The 22510-nt window shown below is 70.7% G+C and carries 27 protein-coding genes and 1 tRNA gene; 27 read left to right on the plus strand and 1 reads right to left on the minus strand.

The features are described 5' to 3' along the window. Window positions 1-33: 33 nt before the first annotated feature. Window positions 34-107 (plus strand) — tRNA-Thr (locus tag K7I03_RS14645). A gap of 155 nt (window positions 108-262) precedes the next feature. Here the strand turns inward: K7I03_RS14645 and K7I03_RS14650 are convergent. After that, complete coding sequence (locus K7I03_RS14650) at window positions 263-640, minus strand: 3-hydroxyacyl-ACP dehydratase FabZ family protein (RefSeq protein WP_185942310.1); 378 nt, start codon at window positions 638-640, stop codon at window positions 263-265. Window positions 641-2522: 1882 nt separating this feature from the next. On the opposite strand from K7I03_RS14650, the gene K7I03_RS14655 reads away from it, so the two are divergent. From K7I03_RS14655 to K7I03_RS14780, 26 genes are all read left to right on the plus strand, one after another. After that, a complete protein-coding gene (locus K7I03_RS14655; protein WP_185942311.1) occupies window positions 2523-3311 on the plus strand; it encodes a recombinase family protein in 789 nt (262 codons plus the stop codon). A gap of 104 nt (window positions 3312-3415) precedes the next feature. Then, the gene (locus tag K7I03_RS14660; RefSeq protein ID WP_185942312.1) at window positions 3416-3916 is read left to right on the plus strand and encodes a 3-hydroxyacyl-ACP dehydratase FabZ family protein; all 501 of its coding nucleotides are present in this window, start codon (window positions 3416-3418) and stop codon (window positions 3914-3916) included. Between the two features lie 57 nt (window positions 3917-3973). Further along, entirely contained in the window at window positions 3974-5113 is a 1140-nt protein-coding gene (locus tag K7I03_RS14665) for a beta-ketoacyl-[acyl-carrier-protein] synthase family protein (protein ID WP_224347428.1), read from the plus strand. Next, the gene (locus tag K7I03_RS14670) at window positions 5110-6120 is read left to right on the plus strand and encodes a beta-ketoacyl synthase N-terminal-like domain-containing protein (protein WP_185942314.1); all 1011 of its coding nucleotides are present in this window, start codon (window positions 5110-5112) and stop codon (window positions 6118-6120) included. The genes K7I03_RS14665 and K7I03_RS14670 overlap by 4 nt, the downstream gene beginning before the upstream one ends. Before the next feature lie 90 nt (window positions 6121-6210). After that, entirely contained in the window at window positions 6211-6462 is a 252-nt protein-coding gene (locus K7I03_RS14675) for an acyl carrier protein (RefSeq protein WP_185942315.1), read from the plus strand. 56 nt (window positions 6463-6518) lie between these two features. Then, window positions 6519-7037, plus strand: coding sequence for a hypothetical protein (locus tag K7I03_RS14680; RefSeq protein ID WP_185942316.1), 519 nt, complete (start codon window positions 6519-6521; stop codon window positions 7035-7037). 21 nt (window positions 7038-7058) lie between these two features. After that, on the plus strand, window positions 7059-7391 hold the full coding sequence (locus K7I03_RS14685; RefSeq protein ID WP_185942317.1) for a DsrE family protein: 333 nt from the start codon (window positions 7059-7061) through the stop codon (window positions 7389-7391). After that, window positions 7391-7804 (plus strand): hypothetical protein, encoded by a 414-nt coding sequence (locus K7I03_RS14690; protein ID WP_185942318.1) that lies wholly within the window; start codon window positions 7391-7393, stop codon window positions 7802-7804. Before K7I03_RS14685 ends, K7I03_RS14690 begins: the two co-directional genes overlap by 1 nt. Next, complete coding sequence (locus K7I03_RS14695; RefSeq protein WP_185942319.1) at window positions 7804-8196, plus strand: hypothetical protein; 393 nt, start codon at window positions 7804-7806, stop codon at window positions 8194-8196. Before K7I03_RS14690 ends, K7I03_RS14695 begins: the two co-directional genes overlap by 1 nt. A 35-nt stretch (window positions 8197-8231) precedes the next feature. Beyond that, on the plus strand, window positions 8232-9203 hold the full coding sequence (locus K7I03_RS14700) for a hypothetical protein (RefSeq protein WP_185942320.1): 972 nt from the start codon (window positions 8232-8234) through the stop codon (window positions 9201-9203). Further along, entirely contained in the window at window positions 9190-9678 is a 489-nt protein-coding gene (locus tag K7I03_RS14705) for a glutathione peroxidase (protein WP_185942321.1), read from the plus strand. The genes K7I03_RS14700 and K7I03_RS14705 overlap by 14 nt, the downstream gene beginning before the upstream one ends. An 18-nt stretch (window positions 9679-9696) precedes the next feature. Further along, the gene (locus K7I03_RS14710) at window positions 9697-10260 is read left to right on the plus strand and encodes a hypothetical protein (RefSeq protein WP_185942322.1); all 564 of its coding nucleotides are present in this window, start codon (window positions 9697-9699) and stop codon (window positions 10258-10260) included. Between the two features lie 39 nt (window positions 10261-10299). Beyond that, the gene (locus K7I03_RS14715; RefSeq protein ID WP_185942323.1) at window positions 10300-11121 is read left to right on the plus strand and encodes an alpha/beta fold hydrolase; all 822 of its coding nucleotides are present in this window, start codon (window positions 10300-10302) and stop codon (window positions 11119-11121) included. A gap of 225 nt (window positions 11122-11346) precedes the next feature. After that, window positions 11347-11607, plus strand: coding sequence for an acyl carrier protein (locus K7I03_RS14720; protein ID WP_185942324.1), 261 nt, complete (start codon window positions 11347-11349; stop codon window positions 11605-11607). 5 nt (window positions 11608-11612) lie between these two features. After that, a complete protein-coding gene (locus K7I03_RS14725; protein WP_185942325.1) occupies window positions 11613-12818 on the plus strand; it encodes a beta-ketoacyl-[acyl-carrier-protein] synthase family protein in 1206 nt (401 codons plus the stop codon). Next, the gene (locus K7I03_RS14730) at window positions 12815-13981 is read left to right on the plus strand and encodes a beta-ketoacyl synthase N-terminal-like domain-containing protein (protein ID WP_185942326.1); all 1167 of its coding nucleotides are present in this window, start codon (window positions 12815-12817) and stop codon (window positions 13979-13981) included. Before K7I03_RS14725 ends, K7I03_RS14730 begins: the two co-directional genes overlap by 4 nt. Window positions 13982-13985: 4 nt before the next feature. Continuing rightward, window positions 13986-15089, plus strand: a complete 1104-nt coding sequence (locus K7I03_RS14735) for a beta-ketoacyl-[acyl-carrier-protein] synthase family protein (protein WP_221902850.1) — start codon at window positions 13986-13988, stop codon at window positions 15087-15089. Continuing rightward, window positions 15079-15954: a beta-ketoacyl synthase N-terminal-like domain-containing protein gene (locus K7I03_RS14740; protein WP_221902851.1), complete on the plus strand. Its 876-nt coding sequence runs from the start codon at window positions 15079-15081 to the stop codon at window positions 15952-15954. Before K7I03_RS14735 ends, K7I03_RS14740 begins: the two co-directional genes overlap by 11 nt. Next, complete coding sequence (locus K7I03_RS14745) at window positions 15951-17768, plus strand: serine aminopeptidase domain-containing protein (protein WP_185942329.1); 1818 nt, start codon at window positions 15951-15953, stop codon at window positions 17766-17768. The genes K7I03_RS14740 and K7I03_RS14745 overlap by 4 nt, the downstream gene beginning before the upstream one ends. After that, window positions 17765-18403, plus strand: coding sequence for a 2-hydroxychromene-2-carboxylate isomerase (locus tag K7I03_RS14750; protein ID WP_185942330.1), 639 nt, complete (start codon window positions 17765-17767; stop codon window positions 18401-18403). The genes K7I03_RS14745 and K7I03_RS14750 overlap by 4 nt, the downstream gene beginning before the upstream one ends. A 5-nt stretch (window positions 18404-18408) precedes the next feature. Beyond that, the gene (locus tag K7I03_RS14755) at window positions 18409-18552 is read left to right on the plus strand and encodes a hypothetical protein (RefSeq protein WP_185942331.1); all 144 of its coding nucleotides are present in this window, start codon (window positions 18409-18411) and stop codon (window positions 18550-18552) included. 34 nt (window positions 18553-18586) lie between these two features. Then, window positions 18587-19333 carry a 3-oxoacyl-[acyl-carrier-protein] reductase gene (gene fabG, locus K7I03_RS14760; RefSeq protein ID WP_185942332.1) on the plus strand — a complete coding sequence of 249 codons (747 nt, stop codon included), beginning with the start codon at window positions 18587-18589 and terminating at the stop codon, window positions 19331-19333. Window positions 19334-19383: 50 nt separating this feature from the next. Further along, on the plus strand, window positions 19384-19797 hold the full coding sequence (locus tag K7I03_RS14765; RefSeq protein ID WP_185942333.1) for a 3-hydroxyacyl-ACP dehydratase FabZ family protein: 414 nt from the start codon (window positions 19384-19386) through the stop codon (window positions 19795-19797). Continuing rightward, complete coding sequence (locus K7I03_RS14770; RefSeq protein ID WP_185942334.1) at window positions 19781-20269, plus strand: 3-hydroxyacyl-ACP dehydratase FabZ family protein; 489 nt, start codon at window positions 19781-19783, stop codon at window positions 20267-20269. The genes K7I03_RS14765 and K7I03_RS14770 overlap by 17 nt, the downstream gene beginning before the upstream one ends. Continuing rightward, on the plus strand, window positions 20266-21474 hold the full coding sequence (locus K7I03_RS14775) for a beta-ketoacyl-[acyl-carrier-protein] synthase family protein (protein WP_185942335.1): 1209 nt from the start codon (window positions 20266-20268) through the stop codon (window positions 21472-21474). Before K7I03_RS14770 ends, K7I03_RS14775 begins: the two co-directional genes overlap by 4 nt. Then, window positions 21471-22505 (plus strand): beta-ketoacyl synthase N-terminal-like domain-containing protein, encoded by a 1035-nt coding sequence (locus K7I03_RS14780; RefSeq protein WP_224347051.1) that lies wholly within the window; start codon window positions 21471-21473, stop codon window positions 22503-22505. The genes K7I03_RS14775 and K7I03_RS14780 overlap by 4 nt, the downstream gene beginning before the upstream one ends. Window positions 22506-22510: the final 5 nt, after the last annotated feature.

The following is a 22510-nucleotide window of genomic DNA, read 5'->3' on the forward strand; positions in this document are numbered from 1 at the left end:
CCGCTGCTGATGCCAGTCTTGGCCCGGCAGCTTGCCGCCTTAGCTCAGTTGGCCAGAGCAACGCACTCGTAATGCGTAGGTCGCGGGTTCAAATCCCGCAGGCGGCTCAGAAAAAGCCCCAGATCATCGATCTGGGGCTTTTGTTTGTCCGCTTTCCCGCCTTCCCGCTTTCCCGCCTTCCCGCTTTCCGGCCTGCCCGCCGCCCGTCCGACCGGCGCCCGGTGCCCACGGCGATCACCGTCCGCCGAGCGGGGCTCCGGCGCTACCGCGCGTCCTCGTAGCGCAGCCGCAAGGTCGCGGTCTTGCCGCGGCCGGTCCGGCACACCGCGCGGACGACGCGGGCGCCCTCACCCCGGGTGATCACGCACTCGACGGACAGCACATCACCCGGAAACACAGGCGAGGCGAAGCGTACGGAGCTGATCTCCCGCTGCTCCGTACGGACGCCGTCCACCTCCTCGGCGTGGCGCAGAACCGCCCGGTGGACGGCGTCCAAAGCGAAGACCCCCGGCATTATCGGGAATCCGGGGTAGTGACCGGCGAAGACCGGGGCAGTGGGTGGCACCAGGACCTCCGTTTTGATGCCTTCGGCATCCGCGCGCAGTATCCGTGCACCTGGCAGCAGCGTCACCGCGCTCACGAGGGACTCCCTTTCATGTGTGCCGTAGTGGCCGGCCTCCCTCGGACGCTACGCGGAACCGCCAACTCCAGCCAGAAACCATGGGTGTTCGGATCTCGGCCGGCGACGATCTCGCGGGCGCGGCCGGGGCGGGCCGGGGCCTTGGAGGCGGGGGCGGCACCCCACCGCCAGGGCCCTCGCGCTCGCCGCGGGGATCCCGGCCGGTCCGCCGCTCGGGCGGCCTGACGCACCGCCGGGTAACGAGGGCCGAGCAATTTCCCGGCACCCCCGGGAAGCCCAATAGCCGCAGGTCAGTGGGCACTTCATTGGCGCGCCCAAACCGCAATCGTTTAGCGTTCATTAAATATGAGCCTTGACGCGTCAGGCGTGACGTCGGTAGCGTCGTGACGAATGGAGGGCCCGACCGCAGCCGGCCCTCGGCGGGGGCACTTTCACAGAGCGCATCTTCGAAAAGGCGTGGACACCTTTAATCTCCCCGCGTTGACTCTTCAATGCAGCTCAAAGGGGGATAAGTGAATCGTCGCACCGTTTCTTTCGGTGCCGCTGACGTGTCCTGCCCACATTCCGAAGGCGTGGCCGGTGAATCTCCGAGAGGCAAGGAAACGGTCGGGATTCCCCTCCTCGATGTTCCGGACCTCGTCGAGTCCGTGACACCGGATCGCCGACTCCGACCGGCCGGCGGTCACGGCTCGGCAGTGGAGCCAGGGAGCTCCGAGGCGGCGTCCGACGGGCTCAAGCCGAAGCAGGGCGAGGCCGAGCGCTCCGTGCGCACGCTCGTCACCGGGGAAGACGGTGCCCATCCCGATCCACGTCATCGGCGACCCGGTGGCCGCCGCGTCGGAGGGACTGCGGATCCATGCGCGGCGTTCACAACGATGAACGAGCGCCGCGGAATTTCCGGACAACCGAAGAAAAGAGGCGCCCGCGACAGTCGAGTGATCGATATCCGGCTCACCGGGGCCGTTCCGCACGGCACGATCACCGTGGACGGTCGCTTAGGGCTCACACTTTCCGAATCGAGCGGAGGCCGACCGCAGATCACTCTGACTCACATGTCTGCTTGAATAAGGTGCCGGACGACGTACTCGACAGATCGCGGGAGCGACTCACTCCGCCGACGGGAAACCGATGAATTACCTATCGAATACGTCACGGTCCGGCTGAGGAAACTCTCTTCCGACGAAATACTCGGCTGTCAGCCGAAGGACACACCGACGAAGCGACGCGCACGAATCGTACGTGCCGGTCCCGTACCCACCGAAGCCACGTAACCGAATCCATACAGAGGCCGGAGGCCAGTTCACCCTTCCAGGCCGGCGCTCGCGCCGCCGAGCCGGGCCCGCCGCATCCGGCAGCGCCCAGGCGGCCCGATGGGTGCCTAACAGTGCGCCGAGCAGGCCGAGTTGAACGCACCGGCGACCGTCCGCGATCAGGCCAGCCCGTGTGCGAGGCGGCAACACGAGGAGAGCTCGTGCCACTACGCGCCTCTTCAACGGCTGTTCGTCGGCTTCCGGACACTGCGTCGAAGCAGTCAGGAGTGCCCACATGGATGACTTAGGGCCTGAAACGCGCTTGAGCAAGCGGAGTTGAGGTGCCCGGCCGCGGTCCACGGCGCCAGCATTCGCCGCGGTCCGGGCCCGCCCGTCGTGTCGGCGGTGCGTACCCCCGACTCGACGGGTCACTCACCGCGTCGAACACGGGGGCAAGGAGAAGGCAAAACCTGTCCGGTGTGGCCGCACAGTCGAGCCACCTGTGACATAAGAACGTACAACGGGGACCAGAAATGCATACGCAACAGCAACTCACCAAACCGGCACAGCGGCTGCGGGGGCGACCGCCGTACGGGTACCGGAGGGCGGCCGGCGAGGACGCGCACGGATCCGTGCTCGTCCCGGACCCACTCACCGCGCTGATCGTCTGGCGGATCTTCGAGGAGTATCTGGCCGGCAGGGGACTACAGGGCATCGCACAAGGGCTGACCGCGGACGGCATCCCCACTCCGGGGAGACGCGGGCACTCCGCCGACGAGAGAACGGCGGCCTGGTCCAAGGGGGCGGTGCGGTCGATCCTGGTCAACCCCCGCTACGCCGGGCGTTCGGCGGATGGCAGCATGGCGGACGACGCGACGATCGGCGAGCCGTTGCTCTCGACGGACACCTTCGACCGGGTGCATCACCAGTTCGCGGCACGGCGGATCAGCTCAAGCCCGGACGCGCGCGCGGACTGCCATCGTTACCTGCTGCGCGGAATGATCCGCTGTGCGCTCTGCAGCCGTCTGATGCAGGGGACCCGCACCAACGGAGAGTCCTATTACCGTTGCCGCACTTCCCCGTCGCACCAGGAGGCGGACTGCGGCGAGCATCCGCGCAACGTCTATCTCCGGGAGCAGGCGGTCATCTCTCCGCTCGCCTCCTGGCTGCGGTCGGTGTGCACGCCACGTGAACTCATTCGATTTCTCGCGGACTCCACGGAAACGAACCGGCACCTGTCGGCCATCAGTGCGCTCGGCCGCAGGATCAGGAACGGATTGTCCGCCCCCGAGCACGAACAGGCGGCCGTCTTCCGCTCATTGGGCGTCCGGCTCACCTATGCGGACGCGTCGCGCACGCTCGAGGTGAAGGTCCCCCTGGTAACCGGCCGCCCCGCCCTCCGGACGGCACTGCGCATCTAACGGTCCGCCGGATTGCATGGGACAGGCCCCCGCCCGGGGGCCTGCTCCGCTCTTCCCTCACCTCTTCTCATGCCACCCCTCACACCACCCCAGGAAGGCCACCGATGACCGCCGCCGTTCTCCCTCCGAATCATTACGGAGTCGGCTCCATCAAGTCGTTCATTCCACACCGCTATCCCGTCCTGCTGGTGGACCGGGTGCTCGCTGTCGTCCCGGGTGAGTCGATCACCACACTCAAGGCGATAACGTGCAACGAACCCTGGTTCGAGGGGATTCCCGAGGACTGCCAGGACAGCGAATACGCCTACCCCACACCCCTGTTGATCGAATCCTGGTGCCAGAGTGCCGCCCTGCTCGCCGCCTGGGACCGGGACGCGGACGCGCTCGCGGGCACCGTGGCGCTCTTCGGCGGCATGTCGGGCATCGAGGCCGGCGGCCGGGTGCTGCCCGGCGATCTGGTGCGCCACGAGGTACGGATATCCCGCGCGATGGCCGATACCTGGTTCTTCGAGGGCGTGTCCACGGTCGACGGCGAGCCGGTGCTGCGCGTGGCCGATGTGATGACCGCACTACGGCCCAGCGCCGCCCTGTCGCCGACCGACTGACGGCCGGACGCTCCCACAACAGACCGATAGAATCGAGGAGTTCATGTGTCGACCGTGGTGATAACGGGTTTGGGTGCGGTCAGCTGCCTGGGAGACTCGGCCACAGACCTCTGGTCGGGGTTGTTGCTCGCCAGGAAGACGCCCTCCCCGGCGCCCGAGGATTGCGGTATGGCCCGGCAGCCACTCGTCTACCAGGTGAGCGGGCCCGCACAGGAGCACGACGAACGGACCGGGCAGCCGCTCGGCAGGGCGAGCGCGATGGCCTGCCGGGCGGTCGGTGAGGCCATCGCCGACAGTGGTCTGGAGGAGCACCACCTCGCTGAGGCCGGCCTGACGGTCGGCACGTCGCTCGGTGACATCGCTCTGCACGAGACGTCCGAACCAGCCACGGATTCCGATGGCTCCTTCCGTACTGCCTCCGTCGTCGCCCGCCGCTACCGCATCTGCGGCCCCAACCACACTGTCAGCACCGCCTGTTCCTCGGGCGCCTACGCGGTGAGCTGGGCCGCCGAGCTGATCGACAGCGGCCGGGCCGATGTGGTGGTCGCCTGTGGCACCGACGCCCATTCCCGGGTGGCGCTCGCCTCGCTGGAACGTTTCGGGCTGCTGGACCACACCGTGTGCAGGCCGTTCGACGCCGCACGCCAAGGCATGGTGACCGGCGACGGTGCCGCCGCGCTCGTTCTCGAATCCGCCGATCACGCCGCACGTCGCGGCGCCGTGGCATACGCGATGGTCGAGGGCTACGGCTGGAGCTGCGACGCCCATCACCAGACGGCACCCGAGCCGGGAGGGGAACAGCTCGCCCGTTCCGTGACGGGAGCGCTGCACACGGCCTCGGGACCGGTCGGAGCCGCGGTGCTCCACCGCGCCGGCATCGCGGTCAATGACATCGTGGAGAGCGACGTCGTCGCGGCGGCACTGGGCGAACGGGCGAGCCGGACCCCCGCCTTCGGCATCAAAGGGGTCATCGGACACACGGCAGGAGCCGCCGGGGTTTTCGCCTGCGTCGCCGCGGTGCTGATGCTTCGCCACCGGACGGTGCCGCCCAACGCGCACGTGACCACCCTCGACCCGGACTGTCCCCTTGACGTGCCGGTCGGCGGCCCGGTGCCGCTCACCGAACCCCGGACACTGGTCAGCGCCACCGGATTCGGCGGTAACAACGCCGCCATCGTCCTCGGAGCGGCATCGTGACGATTTCCGTGACGGGCGTGGGGCTGATCGCACCCGGCGTATCCACCGTCGAGGACCTCGCGGCGAGCGACGTACGCGTCCCGGCGGACGGTGTAGCGGTGGGCGGCGCCCCGACGGACGGTGATCCGGTGGACGACGACCCAGGCTGGTTCGACCCGGTGCCCCACCTGGGACGGCGTGGCTGGAAGTACCTCACCCCCGCCACCCGGTATCTGCTGGCCGCCGCCAACATCGCCACCGGCCGCGAGCCCGGCGACAAGCGAGCGCTGAATGGCCGGGCGACCCGCTCGGGTGTTTGCGTCGGTACCCACCGTGCCATCGAGGCGGTACACGCCTCGATGGACCGTACGGTCCGGGAACACGGCCCCGCCGGGCTGAGTCCGGCGGAGCTGCCCGGGTTCTCGGCCAACATGCCGGCCAGCCAGCTGGCGATCGGCATGGCGTGCCGGGCCTTCTCCGTCACGCTGACGAATCCGGTGGTCGGCGGCCTGGACGCGGTGTTCTTCGCGATGTCGGCGCTGCGCCGTGGGCGGGCCGACGAGGTACTGGCCGCGGCCACCGACGAGGCGTGCGCTGCCGCAGGCACACTGGGCGGAGCCGCGGTGCTGCGGCTGGTCCGGGGCCGTCACCCGGAGGCGGGCCGGCTGGTGCACTGCGTCTCGCGATTCGTTCCGTACTCCACGGCCGGCGGCTGGGAGCCGACGGCACTGAGGGCGGCGGCCCACCGGATCTCCGCCCTGGGCGAGCGCGAGCGGCGCGCGCGGTTCGCGTACTGCGGTTCGGCCGCCACAACGCCGGTCGCGGAGGCGGTCCGTGAGGCGTTCGCCGGGGCCGGTGTCGTGATCGAGGACGCCGCCTTCGTCGGGGCCGACGCACGGTTCGGCACCGTCTCCCCGCTGCTCCAACTCGCTGGGCTGCTGGGCGGACCGGGGCCCGGCCTGGTGGTCGCCGTCTCGGACGACGGGCATCTCGCCGCGCTGACCGTCGACGGGCCCGGCGATGCATGATGCCGTTACTCCCAACACCCATGAATGAACGCCGCGGAATCGCGGGCGTCGTAGTCTCTGGAAAGAGTCACAGTTCCGAAGGGAGTCCCCATGGCCACCGAGAACGACGTCGATGAAGCCGACTTGAGGGAAACCGTCGCCGACGCGTTGGACGTCGATCCCGAGGCGCTCACCGACGAGGCCCATTTCATCGATGATCTCGGCGTCGACTCGCTGGTGGCACTCGAGCTGGCGGTGACGCTCGAACGCACCTACCGGGTGAAGGTCGCGGAGGCGGAGATGGCGCAGATGCGCCGGTTCCCGGACGTTCGTGACCTGGTAAGGAGCAAGCTGTCCAACTGATGGGCCGTGGACCGTGGTTGTACGCTCGCCGCACCACGATCCGGCAGGAGGCCGCGATGTTCAGTCCGTACTCTTGGGGTGTCACCGAAGGCGAGCGCACGGCCGGTTACCCCTGTGACCGTCATCTGACGAAGCCCTACCGAAGTCTCCATCGTGCGGTGGGCGTCCGGGCACCGGCACCGTTGACATTCCGGTGGCTGTGCCAGCTCAAGACGAATGCGTACTCCTACGGGCGTATGCGCACGAGCAGCCGGGCCCTCACCACCGGCGCGGACGAGCTCGCTGTCGGCCAGCGTTTTCTGGTGTTCCACCTCGTCGAATTCGAGGTCGGCAGTCATATCACGGGGATCACCAGTCCCGAGGCCCGCCGTATGTACGGGGAGATGGCGGTGACCTACCGGGTCGTTCCCCAGGGTGACCAGGCCAGTCGACTGGTCGTCCGGCTCAACATGGCGGATGCCCGGGGCCTGGCACGACTACGGATTCCGGTGCTCGCCGCCGGCGATGCCGTGGTCATGCGTAAACAACTGCTGACGCTGAAGGGGCTGGCCGAACGCGATGCGGCGGCGCAATGACCAGAAGGAGAATGGGCAGACGTGAACGATGCCTCGCGTTACCTGATGTTCGAGAGCCAGGGCCCTTGGGCCGGCCCCAACGCGGGCCGCTTCCTGGACGACGCCTGCGCGCTCGCCGAGGCGGGCCACGAGGTCTGCGTCTTCCTGGTGCAGGACGGCGTGTTCAGCGCGGCGCCGGGCGCACCCCAACTCCGGCGCCTGGCGGAGAACGGCGCCCAGGTGTGGGCGGATGACTTTTCGGTGGCCCAACGCGCTCTCCACGGCACGACGCTGAGCCCGCATGTAACGGTCAAGGGAATGGACGCGGCCGCGCGGCTGCTGCTGGCGGACGACTGCCGGAACGTGTGGCACTGATGACCGCCAGGAATGCCCGCGCGCTGTGGGACCTGCTGCTCGTCGTGACGGCCGCCCCTCATTCCAACGACGTCGTCACCTCGGCCCTGCGGCTCGCCCAGGCCGTGCTGGACGAGGGTAAGTCGGTCCGCGTTTGGGCGTGTGGTTACGTCAACATGCTGACGCAGACGACTCACGCCGATACCAAACCCGTCAACACGCGGGACCCGGACGGTATTTACCCGTCCAGCTCGCGAATCATCCGTGACATGCTGGCCGCGAACCCCCGTCGCCTCAGCTGGATCTCCTGCACCGCGTGCAGCGCCGAGCGCGGCGCCACTCACCACATCGACGAGGTCCGTTTCCGTTCGCCCGCGCGCTTTGTCGCCACCATCCAGGCCGCGAAGAAGACCGTCTTCATCGGAGGTGCCTGATGTCCGGCTACAGCGTGCTGGGCGTGATCGACCGGGGCTACCGAGGATCCGTCGAGGTCCAGTTCTTCGACGCCATGTACGGCTTCCTCGACTTCCTCCCGCAACTCGACAGGGTGATGATCGCCCTGCGGGGCGCCGCGGTCACCCTGGCGGTGGACGAGGACACCTACCGCCCGGTCGTTGATTTCGGTCCGGTCCGCGTGGATACGCTGCCCGACTACCGCGCAGCGGTGCGGCAGCTGATCGCCGAGAAGGTCGCCGTCGTCGCGGACGAGCCGGATCTGCGTGCCCTGGGGTTCGGACCACAGGACCTGGTCCCCGGTGTGCGGTGCCTCGATACGAACGAACTGACCGCGTCCTGGGCGGAGTTCGACGGCGTGTGGTTCGTATGAGCCGGACCGCCACGAACGCGGACGTCCGCGCGGTCATGTTCGCGTCGCCGCTGCGTGCGGCGGACCACACCGAGCTCCGCACCGATGCCGGCATGCCGAGGTTGCGTGCCGTCAAGAGGGTCTCGGCTCGTGATCCCTACATGGGCGGCCACTTTCCGGGCCTGACGGTGTTGCCCGCGGTCTTCCTGTTGGAAGGGTTGCGGCAGGCCACGGCGGAAGCCTTCGGCCTCGGACGGCCGCCGGAGGTACTCGAGGTCCGCTCGGCCAGGCTGCTGGCCCCCATGCTCGGCGGCGACGAGATCACGTTCGACGTGCCGGTCGACCCGCAGCCGGACGGAACGAGCTGGTTGCTCGACGCCCGGTGCACACGGCAGGACGGGGTGCCGGTGGCGACGCTGAAGGTGCTCGTCGGGATTCCCGACCCCGCGCGAGAACTTCTCGCACCCATGGACCCGCCGGCGCCCTCGGGTGCCGCACCGGTCCTGGACCACGTGCGGATCCGGGAACTGCTGCCGGTCCGGCACCCCATGCTGCTCGTCGACCGGGTGGACGCTCTGGAGCCCGGCCGGCACATCGCCACCACGAAGGCCGTGTCCGGCAGCGAACTCTGCTATCAGGGGCTCCCCGAGGGGCTGACGTCGGCCTCGTATGCCTATCCCCGTGCCCTGGCTCTGGAGTCGTTCGGCCAGAGTGCCGCCCTGCTGTGGCTGTCCAGCGAGAAGATGGCCGTTCCGGACGGCGTTCTCATGCTGGCCGCGATTCGCAAGGCCCGATTCGCCGGGGGCGTCCAGCCCGGCGGCGCTATCCGGCACACGATCCGCCTGGAGCAGTTGTCGTCCGGTACGGCGTTTCTGTCGGGGGCGATCTGGTCGGGAGAACGGTGCGTCGGCGTGGTGGACTCACTCATCGCGGTGCACCGCCCGAGGGCAGAGGTCGGGGCCGCCCCGGAAGCACATCCCGAAAAACACTCCGTAAAAGACGTGGAGGCCGGTCATGAAGCTGTATGAGATTCCGCTGCGTACGTTGTCGGGAGCCCCGACCTCCCTGGCCGAGCACCAGGGAAAGGTCTTGCTGGTGGTCAATGTGGCATCGAAGTGCGGGCTGACCCCGCAGTACGCCGGTCTCGAACGGCTTCAGCGGCGTTTCGCGGACCGGGGGTTCACCGTCCTGGGTTTCCCGTGCAACCAGTTCAAAGGCCAGGAGCCGGGCAGCCCGGAGGAAATCCAGACCTTCTGTTCGACCAGTTACGGTATCTCGTTCCCCCTCTACGAGAAGGTCGAGGTCAACGGGGAGAACCGGCATCCCCTGTATGCCGAGCTCACCCGCCTGCCCGACGCGGCCGGGGAGGCCGGTGACGTCCTGTGGAACTTCGAGAAGTTCCTGATCGGCCGGGACGGTGTCCCCGTCGCCCGGATCCGCCCGGCCACCGAGCCGGAGTCCGACGAGGTCGTCTCCGCCATCGAGGCCCACCTTTCCGTCTGACCGCCGGAGGAGACAACCGTGGTGAAGCAAGAGCAGTGGGACGTCGAGATGAGTCACAGCCGCACCATCCAGGCGCCGCCCGCACTGGTCTGGCGTTCCCTGTTCGAGGTCCGCGGCACCGATCTCCCGGTCGCCGGTGCCTTTCTGCAGATACGCGACTTCCCCGGCCGGCTGGCCGGGCGGGTCCCGGCGGCCCCCCGGTCCCGGACGCTCTTCGAGCGGGCGGAGGACTCGGCCTTCGGGATCCTCAGCAAGGATGAGGACCGCCTGGTGGAGATGGCGAGGATCGCCCGGTTCTGGGAGCCGGTACCCACCAACGGCCCGGTCGTCGCCGACCGTGCGGAGTTCGACGCGTTCCGCGGCCCGGGATTCGCCAAGACCCTCATCTCTTTCGAGCTCACCCCCCTGGGCGTGGGGACCAGGGTGGTCACCACGACCAGGGTCGCCACCACCGACTCGACCGCCCGCCGCCGCTTCCTCGTCTACTGGTATCTGATCGGCCGGTTCGCGGGCGTGCTGCGGACGGCCATGCTGGCGGCCATGGAGCGGCGGGCACTGGCCCTCGCCTCCGGCGCCGCCTGATCCGGGACATCCCGTCATGTGCTTCTGGAGAGCCATCCCATGCCCTTTGCCACGGCCGCGTACGAATCCCAGTGGGAGCCGCTCGCGGCGAAAGAGATCAACGGTGAGCCGCTGCGGGTGATGCACCACCCTGATCACACGCGGGGGATTCCGATCCTCCTGACCCACGGGCTGGAGGAGGTCTGGCAGAGCTGGCTGCCGCTCGCCGAACGGCTGGCGCCGCGCTACAGGCTGCTGCCGGTCGACCTGCCGTGGCGCGCCAACGGGGACTACTCCTGGTCGGAGACGCTCCCGCCGTCCCGCTGGCTCGCCGAGGCGGTCGGTATGCTGCCCTTCGCTCCCTCGGCACTCATCGGACACTCCTTCGGCTCGAACACGATCCTGGAGTACCTGGCCGGCCCCAGCCCCGTCCCCGTGGACGCCGTGGTGCTGACCTCGCCGATCTACCGGGCCCGGCGGGAAGAGGTGAGCTGGGAGATGCTGCAGGAGTCGGTGGTCAACTTCCGTGACATCATCTCGGCCGGCCTGAAGGTCCGGGCCGAGGGACGGCAGTTCCCGCCCGAGGTCTTCGAGAAGATGGTCGACGCCATCCTGGAGCGGGTGGGACCCAATGGCCTGGTCAATCTCTTCCGGCTCGTGGGCCACAGCCCGTTCATCGAGCTCCGGAGGATCGGCATGCCGACCCTGATCATCGCCGGGGTGGCCGAGGCGACCGAGGTCGGGACCGGTACCCGGGCCCTCGCGGCGGCGCTCCCGGCCGGACGGCTGGAGCTCCTGGAGGACTTCAACCACTTCTGTCAGGTCGCTCAGGCCGACGAGGTCGCCGCGCTGGCCGGCGCGCATCTGGGACTTTATCTCTGAGCTCGTCATTCCTCTTTCGTGCCGGACGCCGAATCCGCAGATCCCTTTCGTTCCGACGCCCCCGTGAATTGCTCCCGGGGGCGTTTTGACGTGTCCGCGAGGCGGGCCGCCGATGTGGCGGCGTCAGCTGTGAACCCCCATGGGGGCTGCCGCCTGAACGTCTCGAACTCCTAAGCTAAATGGTACGGGCAGGCGAACGGATCGCCTCCGGAAGGGTGTTGAGAAATGACGACCGCGACGAAGCAGGAGCAGCTCGACGAGATTCGCGAGATTGTCGCCGAGGTATTGGAGCTGGAGCCCGAGGAAATCACCGAGACCGGCCTTTTCGCCGAGGAGTACGAGGCGGACTCGCTGCGGGCGATCGAAATTCTCGCCCGGCTGGAAAAGAAGTACAAGGTCGAGATTCCGCAGTCCGACCTGCCCAAGATGGTGAACCTGGCGGAGGTCTACGACGTCCTCGCCAAGCGCGCCGGCTGGCTGGGCTGACCTTCATGCGACGGGTAGTCATCACCGGCCTGGGGCCCGTGTCGGCCATCGGCATCGGAGCCGCCGCCTACGGAGAGGCGTTGCGGCGCGGCGCCAGTGGCGTCTCACCGATCGCCGGCTTCGACTCGTCGGGCTTCCCCTACTACATGGCCGGCGAAGTCCACGATTTCCGGCCTGAGGACATGGTCCGGCGGCTGTCTGTCGAGGAGTGGGGGCGTACCAGCCTCTTCGCGGCGTCCGCGGCCCGTCTCGCGGTCGCGGACGCCGGGATCGACGAGGAGCACCTCGCCGCCTCACGAGCCGGATCCAGCATGGGGACGACCGGCGGCGAGTCCCAGGTACTGGAGCGGCTCACCGCCGACTCGCTGGCGGCGGGCTTCCACGCGCTCGACTCCGGGCTCGTCCGCCAGGTGTCCAGTGCCCGGCTGTCGCAGGCGGTCAACAGGGAGCTGGGGCTCACCGGTGAGGCCGTGACGCTCGCCACCGCCTGCTCGGCCAGCAACTACGCGCTGGGCTACGCCTACGACCTGATCAGGACGGGCGAGGCGGACTACATGCTCGCCGGAGGCGCCGACTCCGTGCACCGCTGGTCGCACGCGGGCTTCTACCGGCTGGGCGCCCTCACGGAGAAGGCGTGTTCGCCGTTCGACAAGGACCGCTCCGGCATCATCACCGGTGAGGGCGGTGCCGCGATGTTCCTCGAAAGCCTGGAATCGGCGCAGAGCCGCGGCGCCCGTATCCACGCCGAGGTGCTCGGCTACGGACTGAACTGCGATGCCGGGCACATGGTGGCCCCGGACCGGGACAGCATCGCCGCGTGCATGCGTCTGGCGCACCGTAACGCCGGGATCCGGGCCGAGGACGTGGACTACATCTGCGCCCACGGCACCGGCACACCCACCAATGACCACGTCGAGGCCAGCGCGGTGGTCGACGTCTTCGGGAAGGACGCGCCGCCGATCAGCTCGACGAAGTCGATGCTCGGCCACGCCATGGGTGCCGCCAGCGGCCTTGGCGCCATCGCGTCGGTGCTCGGCATCACCGGATCGTTCCTCCCGCCCACCATCAACTTCAACACGGCGGACCCGGACATGCCCGAGATCGACCCTGTGCCCAACCACGCGCGGCCCGCCGACATCCGGATCGCCCAGGTGAACGGCTTCGCGTTCGGCGGCAACAACGCCATCGTCATCCTGGGGAGGCTGTCATGACGACGGCACCAGAGCGCACGGCCCCCGCCGCGGGTTCCGCCTCCGGCGTGCTGGCCATCACCGGCTTCGGGGTACTGTCCGGGGCCGGGATCGGGCCGGAGCCGCTGGCCTCCGCCGTGGCCCGCCCGGCACAACCGGCGGACGTCAGCGGGATGTTCGAGGAACCGCTGCCCCGCGACGATGCGTACGCGCTGGTGGACTTCCGGGTCCGCGACCACCTCGGCCGCAAGGGCACCTCGTTCTTCGATCGCAGCACCTCGCTCGGCCTGGTCGCCTGCCAGGCCGCCCTGGCCGACACGGACCTGCGCGTCGACGACGGGAACCGCGCCCGTATCGGCATCGCGCTCGGCACGACCGCGGGCAGCGCCAAGTCCACCAGCGACTACAGCCGCGACACCTTCACCCAGGAGCGGCCGTACCTGGTCAATCCGCTGCTCTTCCCCAACGCCGTGATGAACTGCGCGGCCGGGCAGGCCGGCATCTGGTTCGACCTCAAGGGGCCGAACGCCACCGTCGCCGGCGGGCCGCTCGCCATGCTCAATGTCCTCCGGTACAGCCGGAACCTGATCAACTGCGGTTACGGCGACGCCCTGCTGGCCGGGGCGGTCGAGGAGTTCAGCCCGCACTCCGCGTGGGCCCTGCACTACGCGCAGGCCGACGACGGCGGCACCGTGCCGTGCGGCGAGGGCGCGGCGGTGTTCGTCATCGAGAGCGCCGAGGCGGTACGTGCCGCAGGCCGCCGGCCGGACGCGGAAGTACTCGCCACCGAAGTGGGCGTCTTCGAACCGCCCGGGTCCGGGACGTCGTTCACCGACGGCCTCGCGCTGTGCCTGAGGCGGGCTCTGGAGCGGAGCGGGGTGTCCGCCTCCGACGTCACCACCGTCGTCGGGGCGGCCAACGGCATGACCCGGCTCGACGAGGCCGAGGCCGCCGCGGTACGCGCCGTACTCGGTGACGACGTGCCGAGGCTGCGGGTCAAGGAGGCGACGGGTGAGGCGTTCAGCGCGTCCGGCGCCTTCCAGCTCGCCGCGCTTCTCGCCCGCCACCGTGCCGAACCGGCGCGCGACGGCGAGCTCTCGGTGATCGTCAGCCGGTCCCGCGACGGGGCGGCCGGCGCGGCGGTCGTCAGGGGGTGGAGCCGTGCCGACGGTGATGACGGGTAGCTCCATGGTTAGTTGCCTCGGTGATCTCGATTCGACGTACGAGGCGCTGCTCGCCGGGCGCGGCGGCGTCAGCGAGCTGCGGTACGGCGCTCCCGACAAGCTCAACGTCCACTACGCCTACGGCATCGACGAGCCGGACGGGGAGGACGGCCTCCGCCTGGCCGGCCGCTGGCTGGCACGGTGCGTCGCCGGGGCGCTGCGCGACGCGGGGGTCGACCCGGCCCGGCGCCGCGTGGCCGTGATCGTCGGAACAGGACTGCGGGAGCTGCGCGCCGTGGAGCAGTGGCACGGCGACGGTGCCCCGATGCGCGCGGCGCGGCTGCACTTCGACGAGGCGGTACGGTCCGTCGCGCCGGACGTCACCGAGGTACACACGATCGCCAACGCCTGCGCCGCGTCCGGCTACGCGCTGGGCCTCGCGGCCGACCTGCTCGAACTCGGCGAGGCCGACGCGGTGGTCGCCGCCGGCTGCGACGCGATGACGGAGAGCATGCTCGCCATCATCGGGCGGGTGACCGAGCACCCCTCGGACGCGGTGCGTCCCTTCGACGCCGACCGGCGCGGGGTACTGCTCGGCGAGGGCGCGGTCGCCGTGGTCCTGGAGCGCCCGGGCGACATCTCCCGGCCGCCGCTCGGCGTGCTGCGCGGTGTCGGCTTGAAGTGCGACGCGTTCCACGAGACGGCACCCGACCGTGCCGGGATCGTCGCGACGATACGGGAGGCTCACGAACGCGCGGGAGTCGACAGCGGCCAGGTCGACCTCGTCCTGGCGCACGGTACGTCGACGGCTCTCAACGACCCGACCGAAGCGGCGGCGCTGCTGGAGGTGTTCGGGCCGGACGGGCCGCCGGTCACCGCGATCAAGGGGGCCGTCGGCCACACCTCGGGTGGCGCCGCGCTCATGAGCCTGCTCGTCGCGCTGGAGGCGATCCGCACCGGACAGGTGCCCCCGGTCGTGGGGCTGAGCACTCCCATCCCCGAGGCCGCGGAGCTCCGTCTCGTCCATGGAGGGCCCTTGGCGTCACGGCCGCGCGTGGCCCAGATCAACGCATTCGGCTTCGGCGGGGTCAATGCCGTGGCGATCGTGGAGGCCGGCGATGCCCAGTAACAACCAGTGGCCGGCCGTCGACGGCTGGGCGGTCCACGTACCCGGTCATACCGAGGAGCGGCTTCCCGGTTCGCCGGCCGAGCCGGCCTGCGGCCCTGAGGACGCCCGGCGGGTGCTGGGCCGCAAGGGGCTGCTGGGCAAGGAGCCCGCGACCCGGCTCGCGCTGTGCGCCGTCCACCGCGCCCTCGGCCTGCCGCCGGCGCGGCCGTCCGAACCGCTCCCGGGCGCCGTCGGCACCGCTGTGGTCGTGGCCTCCAACCTCGGCAACGTCGAGACCGTGTGCGCCATCCAGACCGAGATGCGCGCGGGCGGCAGTCGCGTGGTCAGCCCGCTGGACGCCCCCAACGCCTCCAGCAACGTCATCGCGAGCACCATCGCCCTGTGGTACGGGTTCACCGGACCCAACCTGATGGTGTGCAGTGGCGCCACGGCCGGGCTGGACGCGGTGCGGCTGGCCCGCCTCGTGATCGCCGCGGGCCGTGCCCGGCGCGCGGTGGTGGTGGGTGTGGAGCCCGCCGACCCGGTGGCACGGCGCCTGGCGGCCCTGCGCCCGGGCACGCCGGGCGCGCTGACCGCGGCGGCCGGCTGCGTGCTGCTCGGCGAGCCGGGGGCGTGGGGCGGGACGACCGGCGTATGCGTCGGTCCGGTCACCCGCCACCGTGACCCGCTGCCCACCGAGGCCACCCCCGATCCCGGCCTGGGTGATCTCTACGGCGCCGAGGGCGTCATACGCCTCGCGGTGGCCGCGGCCGGGCTGGCCGCCGGGCGGCTCACCGGCCCCGTCACCGTGGGCTGCGGCGACCGCGAGGACGGCTGGGCCCGCCTTGAGGTCTCCCGTGCCTCGGCGCACGGAGCCGCGTCATGACCGGGCGGACCCGCCGGGCAGGCGCCACCGGCTGGACCCGGGTCGCCGCGGCCGGCGACCTGGAGGTCTGGCGAGGACCCGGTGAGGGCCGCCCGCTGGTCGCGGCGCACGGGATGGAGGACGCCTGGAGCATCTGGGGCGGCCTGACGGGGAGGCTGGAGGGTTTCACTCCGTACGCCCTCCGGCTTCCGTGGCGCGGCGGCAACGCGTACCGCTGGCGCGAGGAGGCCACGCCTGGGGAGTGGCTGCGCCGGGCCCTCGCGCTGGTTCCGGAAGCCCCCGAGGTGCTCCTCGGGCACTCGTTCGGAGCCAATTCCGTCCTCGACTACCTGGCGACGGAGGAGGAGGTCCCCGGCCTGAAGGCGGTGGTGCTGTACGCGCCGTTCTACCGGCCCGCCGACTTCGACCCGACGCCGGCGCTGCGCCTGCGCTCGCGGGCCGCGCTCCGCAAGGTGATCCGGGAGGGCTTCACCCTGGCCCTCGGCCCGCGCGCGGCGAGCCTGGACCCGGACCTCAGGATCGCGATGGGCGGCAAGCTGCTGGACCGGGTGATGCCCGCCGGATTCCCCGTGTTCTACGAGGAGTTCATCGCCTCCGGCCTGCTGGACCTGACCCGCGTCACGACCCCCACCCTCGTCCTCGCCGGTGTGGACGACGAGTCGCTCACCCCGATGCGTGCCGCCGCGCTCGCCCGCGCGATGCCCGCCGCCACTGTCCGGTTGCGTTCGTCGTACGGCCATTTCTGCCATGTGGCGCAGCCCGCGGCGCTGAGCGGGGAGACGGCGGCCTTCCTGCGCCGCGCCCTGCGTCCGGCGGCCGAACCGCCGACCGGCCCTTTCGAAGGAGAACCCACCATGTCCACCGAGCTGCTCGACGACCAGCCGACCAGCTATGTCGGCTCGCCGCGGTACGAAGGCGTCAACATCCGTACCTGGGTCGGCTTCAAGCACTTCATGTATCTCGTCGAGGAGGCCGTGCTGGCGTACTTCCGGGAACGCGGTGTGGGAGCCCGCGACATCTACCACCGCCACGGGCTCGGCCTGGAGATCGTCGACAGCTCGGTGCAGCTGCCGGCCACCCTGGAGGCCGAGGACCAGGTGTACGCGACGATCATCTCGGCCACGCCCAAGCCCGGCAAGGGCGCGCCGTTCACGGTGACGCTGAACGTGGAGCGTGACGGCCGGCCCGTGACCGTGCTCAAGGGCAAGGTCCGGGTGGCGCTGGTCGCCGTCAAGGACGGCTCGGGCACCGAGCCGGTGCCGGCGGTCCTGGAGCCGTACGTCGTCCCCGAGGTCGCGGCGCTCACCCACCCGGAGGCGGCGACGCTGCCGGTCGGCGAGGGCCGGGAGGTCGCCGACGTCCTGGTGCCCGAGGGCTCCGGCGCGTACCTGTGGTCCTGGCGTGCCCCGTACACCTATTGCCACTTCTCCGACCGTCTGCAGCACTCCGCGTACGTGCGCACCCTCGAGGAGGTCGTGGACCGCTTCCTGCACGACCGCGGCATCGCCATCGGCCGGTTGCTCGAGGAGCGCGCCTGGATCCCGGTGGTGTCCCGCGCGCGGGTGCAGATGCTGGCCGACGTGTTCATGGAGGAGACCGTCCATACGGTCTTCCAGGTCCAGGACGTCATCAAGGACACCGTCTACACCGCGCGCATGGACTGCTACGTGCGCCGCGGCGACGGCCTGGAGCGGGTAGCGACCGCGACCATCATGCACGGTTACGCCGTCAGCCGTGGCGAGAAGGCGGGTACCGTCGCGGTCTTCGACGACGAGGTGCGCGCGGTGCTGACCGCCGGCCGGGCGTCGGCATGAGGAAGCCGCCCCGGCTGTACTTCTCGCTGCGCAGCCCGTTCAGCTGGATGGCGGTGCGCCTGCTGGAGGAGCACCGCCCGGACGCCCACGAACTCATCGAGTACATCCCGTTCTTCGAGCCCGACCCGCAGACCATGGCCGCGCTCACGGCGCGGGGCGGCGAGTTCCACTACGTGGCGATGAGCAAGGCCAAGCACCTCTACATCCTCAGCGACACCAAGAGGCTCGCCGCGAAGTTCGGCTTCCCCATGAAGTGGCCGATCGACACGGGTGACGAGTGGTGGGAACTCCCCCACCTCGCCTGGATCAAGGCGAAGGAGCTCGGCATCCACCGCGAGTACTACGAGGCGGTGATGGCCGCCCGCTGGGGCCGCGGCGAGGACATCTGCGACCGCGAGCGGCTGTTGACGATCTGCCGCGCCGCCGGCCTGGACGGCGCCACCCTCGTCGCCGCCCCGGACGACCCGGCGATGCGGGAGAAGGGCGTCGAGGCGTTGATGCGGGTCTACGAGGACGACGTCTTCGGCGTCCCGTACTTCACGTCGGGCCGGCACCGGTTCTGGGGCCTGGACCGGCTGGCCGATTTCGAGGCGGCGCTCGACCAGGCGCCGCCAGCCACCACGAGCAAGGAGTGAGAACCATGGTCGAGATCTCCGAGACGCTCCCGGCGGGCTGCCCGCCGATCGCGGACGAGTGGGACGAGGACCCGCTGGCAGGCATCCCCCGGGAGGTCCTGGACCGGGTCGGTGTGCTGGAGCACGACACCGCCGGCGGCTGTGGCTGAGCCGGCACGACGAACCCCGAAAGGATCCGAAGCAATGAACCGGACCGAACGTCGCCACGCTGTCGTCACCGGCGGCTCCCGGGGGATCGGGCGAGCCGTGGCCGTCCGACTCGCCGCGGACGGGTACGACATCTCCTTCTGCTACCGCAGCGGCGGTGACACGGCGAACGAGACCGAGAAGCTCATCCGTGAGCAGGGCGCGAACGTCCACCACGCGCCCTGCGACGTCGCCGACTTCGACGCCGCCCAGACGTTCCTGGCGCAGGCCGCCGAGGCGCTCGGCCCCGTGCACGTCCTCGTCAACTCGGCGGGCATCGTCCGCGACAACCCCATGGTGCTGATGGCCGCCGAGGACTGGCGCGCCGTGATCGACACCAACCTGAACGGCACGTTCAACTTCTGCCGCTCGGCCGTCTTCGGCTTCATGAAGCGCAAGGAAGGCGTCATCGTCAACATGTCCTCGATCGCGGGGGTGTACGGCAACGCGACGCAGACCAACTACGCCGCGTCGAAGGCCGGCATCCAGGGGATGAGCGTCTCGCTCGCCAAGGAGCTGGCGCCGTACGGCATCCGCGTCAACGTGGTCGCACCCGGGTTCATCGAGACGGACATGACGGAAGCGCTGCCGGAGAAGGCCCGCGCCGGCGCGCTCAAGTCGATCCCGCTGCGCCGGTACGGCGGGGCCGCGGAGGTCGCCGACCTGGTGTCGTTCCTGGTGTCCGACCGTGCCTCGTACATCACCGGGGAGATCGTCCGGATCGACGGCGGGATCACGTTGTGACCACACCGCGGTTCACGCCGGTCCGGGGCGCGCGCAGGCGTGCGGCACCCGTGGACCCGGTGGATTCCTTCGCGGTGGTCTCGCCGGACGAGGTCCTCGTCCGGCGGCTCGTCCGCGCCGACGACCCGTACCTGGAGGGCCACTACCCGGAGGTCACCGTCTATCCGGGGGTCTTCCTCGTCGAGTCCGTCTGCCAGGCGGTGCTCCACCTGCTGTGGGAGACCCGGGGGGAGGACCTCCACGTCGAGCCCCTGCGGATCGACGCGTTGCGCTTCACCGCCGCTTTCGCGCCCGGCGACGAGATCGAGGCCGGCTGCACCTGCCGGGCGCTCACCGCGGACACCCTGGCGGTCACCGGTCTGGTGACCAAAGGGGGGACGAAGGCCGCGACGGTCCGGATGACTCTCCGTGTCCTTCCGGGCCGGGACGCCGCCGAGGAGGGGCCGGATGCCTCAGCAGCTTGAGTACGCGGACATCCGGCGGCTGGTGCCGCACGCCCATCCGATGCTGCTCATCGACCGGGTGGTGGAGTTCGAGCCGTACGAGCGGATCGTGACCACCAAGACCGTCTCCGGCAGCGAACCCTGCTACACGCGTCTCGCCGACGGACTCGGCAGCCGTTCCTTCGCCTACCCGCCGTCCCTGCTCATGGAGTCCTGGGGCCAGGGGGGCGCGGTGCTGTGGATGAAGCGGGCCGCGGCGCAGGAGGAGAAACCGAAGGGGCCGCTGATCCTCGCGGCCGTACGCGACGTGGCGTTCCACCGCCCTGTCCTGCCCGGCGACGTCCTCCGCCATGTGGTGCGAGTGGATCAGTACGTCGGCGACAGCATCGTCATGAGCGGCGAGTCCTATGTGGGAGACGAGCGGGTGAGCGAAGTGGGCTACGCCATCGCCGTCATGCGCCCCGCCGACCAGGTGTCGTGGGGGGACCGATGACGACAGACGTGGTGATCACCGGGCTCGGCGTGGTCTCGCCGCTGGGCCACGGCCCGCAGGAGTTCTGGCACGGGCTGCTGGCCGGACGGGTGCCGGTCGGCCCCCTGCACAGCCCGGGCACGCCCGTGCACGGCGAACCCGTGTACCAGGTCTCCTCCCCGCCGCCGGCCGACGCTGCGGAGGTCACGGGCCGCGCCACCGGCTTCGCCCTGGCGGCCTCCCGGTCCGCGCTCGTGGACGCCGGGCTGGACACGGCCGACGCGAGCGTGCGCGACGGCATCGGTCTGTGCGTGGGCACCGGCAACGGGGACAGCGACCTGCAGGAGGCGGCGCGCGACGGGCGGCACGAGCAGACCGGACTGCGGTGGTTCACGTACGGCACGACAGGCGTCCTCGCCCGGGAGCTGGACGTGCACGGGCCCGGCCTCACCGTGTCCACCGCGTGCACGGCGGGGGCGTACGCGGTCGCCCTCGGCGCCGACATGATCGCCGACGGCGAGGCGGACATCGTCCTCGCGGGGGGCACCGAAGCGGTGTGCAGACCCGCGATCGGCGCCTTCCTCCGCCTCGGCGCGAGCGACCCGCTCCACTGCCGCCCCTTCGACGCCGACCGGGCGGGCACGGTGTACGGCGAGGGGGCCGCCTTCCTCGTGCTGGAGTCCGCCGACCACGCCCGGGCACGGGGACGGGTGCCGTACGCCCGTGTGCTGGGCTCGGGCTGGAGCTGCGACGCGTTCCACGCGACGGCCCCGGACCCGTCGGGCGTCCAGGCGGGGCGCGCGGCGCGCGAGGCGCTGGAGCGCGGCGGCGCGTCCCGCCGGGACGTCGGCGCGGTGATGTGCCACGGCACGGGAACACCGGCCAACGACAGCACAGAGAGCCTCGTCACCGCGGAGCTCCTCGGCGACCGCACGGCCGACGTGCCGGTGACCGCGGTGAAGGCGTCGCTCGGCCACAGCGGCGGCGCCGCGGGGGCCTTCGCCTGCGTGACCGCGGCACTCGTCCTGCGGCACGGGACGGTGCCGCCGGTGGCCACGCTGCGCACCCTCGACCCCCGGTGCACGCTGCGTGTCGTGCGCGACCGGCCCCAGCCCGCCGTCGGCGACACGGTGCTCGTCAACGCCTACGCCTTCGGCGGCAACAACATCTCCGTCGCCATCGGCGCGGCAATCGGCCACACAGCACACCCGGAGGCAGGGACATGAGCGCGAAGGGTGCGGCCCTCGCCGCCGTCACCGGCATCGGCCCGGTCAGCCGGCCCGCCATCGGGGTCGAGGAGCTGTGCGCCGTCCCCGAGTCCGCCTGGCACGGACCCGGCGACGGCACACGAGAGCTGGACAATTTCGAACCGTCCCGCTTCCTGGGCAAACGCGGCTGGAAGTTCATGCCGCCCGCGACGCGGATGGCGCTCGCCGCCGTCCGCCTCGCCCTGGCGGACGCGGGCCCGGCGCCCGAGCGGCCGGCGGACAGGACGGGCGTCGTGCTCGGCACCAACTTCGCCGTGAGCGAGATCGTCGACCGGATCGACCGCGCCCTGCTGGCCGGCGGCATCGGCGGGATCAGCCCGGTGGAGAGCCCCAACTTCGCGGTCAACGTCCCCGTCGGACAGGTTTCCATCGCCCATGGGCTGAAGGCGTTCAACATCACCCTGGTCGACCTGGTCACGGCCGGGTACGCGTCCCTGCTGCTCGGCGCCCGGGCGCTGGCCGGGAACCGGGCCGACGCCGTGCTGACCGGTGCCGTCGAAGGGCCACCGCCCACCGCCTTCCTCACGCACTCCGGTCACGGGGCCGACGCCGGCGGCGCCTGCCTGCTGTACCTGGAGGACCCCGCGGCGGCCCGTCGGCGCGACGCCCGCGTTCACGCCCTGCTGACCGGAGGGGTCCGGCGCATGCTCCCGGACGACCCCCAGGGCGCCGAACGTGTCCTGGGCCCGGCGCTCGACCGGCTCACCGCGGCCGAGCCGGACCGTCTCCACCTGTGCGTCCCCGCGGGGCACGTCGGCCGGTACGTCGAGGAGTCGGTCCGCAAGTGGGCCGCGAGCCGCGGTGTACCCGGCGACGTGGAGGTCGTCCGCGGCGCCCCGCAGGCAAGCGTCACGGGCGTGCTCGCGCTGGCCCGGCGGCTGGCGCGGCAGCCCGGTGACGGCGAGGGGAACGGTTTGCTGTGCGTGGCCGTCGGGCCGTACGGCAACCTGGTGGCCCTTCGCTTCCACCGGGGTGGCGGCGCCATGTGAAGTCC

Source organism: Streptomyces mobaraensis, assembly GCF_020099395.1.
Taxonomy (GTDB): domain Bacteria; phylum Actinomycetota; class Actinomycetes; order Streptomycetales; family Streptomycetaceae; genus Streptomyces.